Origin of the sequence: Methylobacterium sp. V23 (genome assembly GCF_002917135.1) — a bacterium.
Lineage (GTDB): Bacteria > Pseudomonadota > Alphaproteobacteria > Rhizobiales > Beijerinckiaceae > Methylobacterium.
In genome coordinates this window covers 1-5,449 of the sequence record NZ_PDHT01000080.1, presented here as the reverse complement: position 1 = coordinate 5,449, position 5,449 = coordinate 1, and the positions used below count along the sequence as shown (strand labels likewise).

Below are 5,449 nucleotides of genomic sequence, written 5' to 3'. Positions count from 1 at the left end.
CGCCATCGTGCTCCTGCTCTACCGGGCGGTGACCCGTCCGGTGCTGGCCCGGATCGAGGCGGTCCGCCGGGCCGCCAGCGCCGTCGGCCGGGGCGAGCTCGACACCCGCCTCTCGGTGGCCACCCGGGACGAGCTCGGCCTGCTGGTGGCGAACTTCAACCGCATGGCCGCCCGCCTCGCCCGGCGCGAGGGCCGGCTCGCCGCCGACCGCGCGGCACTGGAGGACACGGTGGCGGCCCGCACCCTCGACCTGCGCGCCGCCAATGCCCGGCTGGAGGCGGTGGATCGCTCCCGCCGGCGCTTCTTCGCCGATGTCAGCCACGAGCTGCGCACGCCCCTGACGGTCATCCTCGGCGAGTGCGACATCGCGGCCCGCTCGGCCGGGCGGCAGGTCGACGTCACCCCCGTCTTCGCCACCATCCGCAAGCGCGCCCTGCGCCTGAAGCGCCGGGTCGAGGACCTGCTGCGCGTGGCCCGCTCCGAATCCGGGCAGATCGAGCTCGACCGGCGCCCGGTGGGCGCGGGGGAGATCCTGGCGGAGGCCGTCGACGGCATGGCCTCCGAGGCCGCCCGCCGCCGCGTGGCGCTGAGCCTCGATCCGGCCGAGACCGACCCGATGCTGCTCGCCGACCGGGAATGGCTGCGCCAGGTGGTCGAGAGCCTGATCGACAACGCCCTGCGCCACGCCACCGGGCTCACCCGGGTGGTGGTCGCCCTGGCGCGGGCCGACGGGGGGCACGCCGTCGTGACGATCACCGACGACGGGCCGGGCTTCCCCGACCTCGGCGACGGCCTGTTCGAGCGCTTCCGCCGCGACAGTCCCACGGGCGAGGCCGGCTTCGGCATCGGACTGGCCCTGGCGCGCTGGGTCGTGGAGCGTCATGATGGCACCATCCGCCTCGGGGCGGGTCCGGGCGGGCGCGGTGCGCAGGTCGCCCTCGACCTGCCCGCGCTGCCCGCCAGCGACGCCGAGCATCCCCCCTCGCCTCACCCGACGGGCGCCCAGGAGACCGTGGCATGACGCGCGTACTGATCGTCGAGGATGACAGCGACATCCGCGCCATGCTCGCCCGCGGCCTCGAGGCGGAGGGCTTCTCCGTCGGCGTCGCCGGACGGGTCGACGACGCCCTCGCGGCCGCCCGCGCCGAGGCGCCGGAGGCGGTGGTTCTCGACATCACCCTGCCGGACGGCTCCGGCCACGACGTCTGCCGGTCCCTGCGCGAGGGCGGCTATCCGGGGCCTATTCTCTTCCTCTCCGCCCGGGACGAGGTCCGCGACCGCGCCGAGGGCCTGGCCCTTGGGGCCGATGACTACATCGTGAAGCCCTTCGTCTTCGACGAGCTCCTGGCCCGCCTCCAGACCCACCTGCTCCGCCGCAAAGCCTCGGAGGAGCCCCGCACCCTGGTCACGGCCGGCAAGCTGATGCTCGACCTCACCGTCCGGCAGGTGGGCTTCGCGGATGCGACGGCGCGCCTCACCCCGCGGGAGGCCGAGCTCCTCGCCCTGCTGATGGACAACGCCAACCACCCGGTCTCGCGGGGCGACATCTTCGACAAGCTCTGGGCCGGCCAGGGCGGCCTCTCGCTGAATGTCGTCGATGTCTACGTGGGTTACCTGCGGACCAAGCTGTCCGACTTCGTCCGCCTCGGCGGCCCGGTCATCGTCACGGTGCGGGGCCGGGGCTTCATGCTGGACCTGAAGGGACAGGATTTCCGGCACTGAAACGGGCACGCCGCGTTAACGCCGGTCGCGGATTCGCGGGGGTGGACGGGAGAAACCGGCAATTTAGCGCTTGAACTGCCGGGCCAAATTGTCGATACCAGCGCGGCGACAGAAATCACTGCGCCGTCAGTGTCTTACGATCTTCTTAGAGGCGATCGGGATGCTGCTGACGTTCAGAAGAAACTTTCAGGAGAAACACCATGACCTGGGCTGCCCCCATCGTTTCCGAGATCTGCGTCGGCATGGAAGTCACCAGCTACGAGTCGGCTGAGATCGACACCTTCAACTAAGTTTCGCCGAACCCGAGGGTCCCAAGGCAGCGTCGGTTCCACCATGCATGTCCTGATCCTCGGTTCAGCCGCGGGCGGCGGCCTTCCCCAGTGGAATTGCCGCTGCCCGATCTGCGCCCTCGCCCGCGAGGACGAGACCCGCGTCAGGCCGCGGACCCAGTCGAGCATCGCCGTCTCCCCCGATGGAGAGCGCTGGCTCCTGGTGAACGCCTCCCCCGATATCCGCCAGCAGCTGTTCGACAATCCTGCGATGCACCCGCGCACCGGATTGCGGCACTCGCCGATCCATGCGGTGCTGCTGACCAACGGCGACGTCGACCACGTCGCCGGCCTGCTGACCCTGCGCGAGGGCCAGCCCTTCACCCTCTACGGCACCGCCGGGATCCTCGATTCCGTCAACGCCAACCGGGTGTTCGACGTGATGGCGGCGGGCGTCGTCGCCCGCGAGCCGATCGCCCTCGACCGGCGCTTCGAGCCGGTGCCGGGCCTGCACGTCACCCTGTTCGCGGTCCCCGGCAAGGTGCCCCTGTGGCTCGAGGACGAGACCCTGGAGATCGGCGCCGAGACCGAGACCACGGTCGGTGCGATGATCGAGGCCGGCGGGCGTCGGCTCGCCTACATTCCGGGCTGCGCCCGCGTCACCGCGGATCTGAAGGCCCGCATCGCCGGGGTCGACGCCCTGCTGTTCGACGGGACCGTTCTCCTCGACGACGACATGATCCGCGCCGGTGTCGGCACCAAGACCGGCTGGCGCATGGGCCACGTGCCGATGACCGGCGCGGGCGGCTCCATCGCGGCCCTGTCCGACGTCGCGATCGGCCACCGCGTCTTCGTCCACATCAACAACACCAACCCGGTGCTGGTCGAAGCGTCCGACGCGCGGCGCGAGGTCGAGGCCGCGGGCTGGACCGTGGCCCATGACGGTTTGACGCTGACCCTTTCGTGAGGCGTCCATCTGGCAGTTTAGTGCCGACGACATACATTGTGTCCGATTGAATTGCGTCGGTGCGCCCGCGGCCTTCACGGGGCGCGGCGCGATTGATAAGAAAAGTTCCTAAAACCGCTCCACGCTGATCCGCGAGCCACGCCATGACCGCGCCCTTCCCCACCCCGAAGACCGACGAGGCCCAGCGCCTGCTCTCGCCCGAGGAGCTGGAGGCGGCCCTGCGCGACATCGGTGCGCGCCGCTACCACAACCTGCACCCGTTCCACCGCCTGCTGCACGACGGCAAGCTCAACAAGGATCAGGTCCGGGCCTGGGCGCTGAACCGCTACTACTACCAGGCGATGATCCCGGTGAAGGACGCCGCCGTGCTCGCCCGCATGACCGACGCGTCCCTGCGCCGGGTCTGGCGCCAGCGCATCGTCGACCATGACGGCGACGCGCCCGGCGACGGCGGCATCGAGCGCTGGCTCAAGCTCGCCGAGGGCGTGGGCTTTGCCCGCGACTACGTGGAATCGACCCACGGCATCCTGTCGGCCACCCGGTTCTCGGTCGATGCCTACGTGCACTTCGTCAAGGAGCGCTCGCTCCTCGAGGCGATCGCCTCCTCGCTGACCGAGATGTTCTCGCCGACCATCATCTCGGAACGGGTGGCCGGGATGCTGAAGAACTACGACTTCATCACCAAGGACACGCTGGCCTACTTCGACAAGCGCCTGACCCAGGCCCCGCGCGACGCGGACTTCGCCATCGCCTACGTCAAGGAGCACGCCACCACGCCGGCCCTGCAGCGCCAGGCGATGGACGCGCTGACGTTCAAGTGCAACGTGCTCTGGACCCAGCTCGACGCCCTCTACTTCGCCTACGTCGCCCCGGGCCTGATCCCGCCCGACGCCTGGACCCCCGGCACCGGGCTGGTGCCCGAGCCGGCGGTGTCGCAGGCGGCCGGGACCGGCACCCTCACGGCGCAGGACGTGCCGCGACTGCCCCGCGGCGTGCGCCTGCGCCACGACGCCGTGCGCAACCAGCACGTCCTCCTGGCGCCGGAGCGCACCTTCGATCTCGACGCCAACGCGGTGGCGGTGCTCGAACGGGTCGACGGGCAGCGCAGCGTGCGGGACATCGCCATCCTGCTGGGCGAGACATTCACGGCGGACCCCGCCGTGATCGAGGCCGACATCCTCGTGATGCTGAACGATCTGGCCACGAAACGGGTCCTAGAGCGATGAACGCGATCACGCCGAACGCCCCCACCCTGCCGGCCCCGGTCGGGCTCCTCGCGGAGCTCACCCACCGCTGTCCCCTGCGCTGTCCCTACTGCTCGAACCCGCTCGAACTCGACCGGCGCTCGGGCGAACTCGACACCGCGACCTGGCAGCGGGTGCTGACGGAGGCGGCGGGTCTCGGCGTGCTGCACGTCCACCTCTCGGGCGGCGAGCCGACGGCGCGCAACGACATCGTCGAGATCACCGCGACCTGCGCGAAACTGGGGCTGTATTCCAACCTCATCACCTCCGGGGTCGGGGGCGCCCTGCAGAAGCTCGACGCGCTCTACGACGCCGGCCTCGACCACGTGCAGCTCTCGGTGCAAGGCGTCGATGCGGCCAATGCCGAGAAGATCGGCGGTCTCAAGAACGCCCAGCCGCAGAAATTCGCCTTCGCCGAGCGGGTGACTCAGCTCGGCTTGCCGCTGACGCTGAATTCCGTGATCCACCGGGGCAACATCCACGAGGTCGAGGGCTTCATCGACCTCGCGGTGAAGCTCGGGGCCAAGCGCCTGGAAGTCGCCCACACCCAGTATTACGGCTGGGCCTACGTCAACCGCGCCGCCCTGATGCCGAACAAGGCCGAGGTCGATCGCTCGATCCGCATCGTCGAGGCCGCCCGCGAACGCCTGAAGGGCCAGCTCGTCATCGATCTCGTGGTGCCCGACTACTACGCCAAGTACCCGAAAGCTTGCGCCGGGGGCTGGGGCCGCAAGCTGATGAACGTCACGCCCCAGGGCAAGGTGCTGCCCTGCCACGCGGCCGAGACGATCCCGAACCTCGAATTCTGGTACGTGTCCGACCATTCGCTCGGCGACATCTGGGCAAATTCGCCGGCCTTCACGGCCTATCGCGGCACGGACTGGATGAAGGAGCCCTGCCGCTCCTGTGATCGGCGGGAGAAGGATTGGGGCGGCTGCCGCTGCCAGGCCTTGGCGCTCGCCGGGGATGCGGCGGCCACCGACCCGGCCTGCTCCCTCTCGCCGCTTCACGCCAAGGTGCGCGATCTCGCCACCGAGGAGGCGGCCGAGACGCCGCCCGACTACGTCTACCGGACCATCGGCAGTAACGTGCAGCCCAATGTGCGTACGCCGCTGAATGAGGAAGCGCCGCTTTGAAGCCCGTCACACTTGCCGCGTTCGTGATGCTCGCGGGCGCTCCCGCGCTCGCCCAGACCGCGCCCCCGGCGCCCGAGACGCCCGCCGTCACCAAGGCCAACACCGCGACCG

Annotated in this window: 6 protein-coding genes; all 6 read left to right on the top strand. The window is 70.2% G+C overall.

Annotated features, from left to right (window positions below; all coding sequences use genetic code 11):
• Positions 1–1,021: HAMP domain-containing sensor histidine kinase (locus CRT23_RS27065; RefSeq protein WP_146056551.1), on the top strand; the 1,021-nt coding region annotated here is incomplete at its 5' end.
• Positions 1,018–1,722, top strand: coding sequence for a response regulator transcription factor (locus tag CRT23_RS27060; protein ID WP_055951546.1), 705 nt, complete (start codon positions 1,018–1,020; stop codon positions 1,720–1,722). The genes CRT23_RS27065 and CRT23_RS27060, both read left to right, overlap by 4 nt.
• 200 nt (positions 1,723–1,922) lie before the next feature.
• A complete protein-coding gene (gene pqqA, locus CRT23_RS27055) occupies positions 1,923–2,012 on the top strand; it encodes a pyrroloquinoline quinone precursor peptide PqqA (protein WP_055889187.1) in 90 nt (29 codons plus the stop codon).
• Positions 2,013–2,055: 43 nt separating this feature from the next.
• Positions 2,056–2,958, top strand: a complete 903-nt coding sequence (gene pqqB, locus CRT23_RS27050; protein ID WP_103712579.1) for a pyrroloquinoline quinone biosynthesis protein PqqB — start codon at positions 2,056–2,058, stop codon at positions 2,956–2,958.
• A 143-nt stretch (positions 2,959–3,101) separates the two neighbouring features.
• Complete coding sequence (pqqC, locus tag CRT23_RS27045) at positions 3,102–4,184, top strand: pyrroloquinoline-quinone synthase PqqC (protein ID WP_103712578.1); 1,083 nt, start codon at positions 3,102–3,104, stop codon at positions 4,182–4,184.
• Entirely contained in the window at positions 4,181–5,338 is a 1,158-nt protein-coding gene (pqqE, locus tag CRT23_RS27040; RefSeq protein ID WP_055951555.1) for a pyrroloquinoline quinone biosynthesis protein PqqE, read from the top strand. The genes pqqC and pqqE overlap by 4 nt, the downstream gene beginning before the upstream one ends.
• Positions 5,339–5,449: the final 111 nt, after the last annotated feature.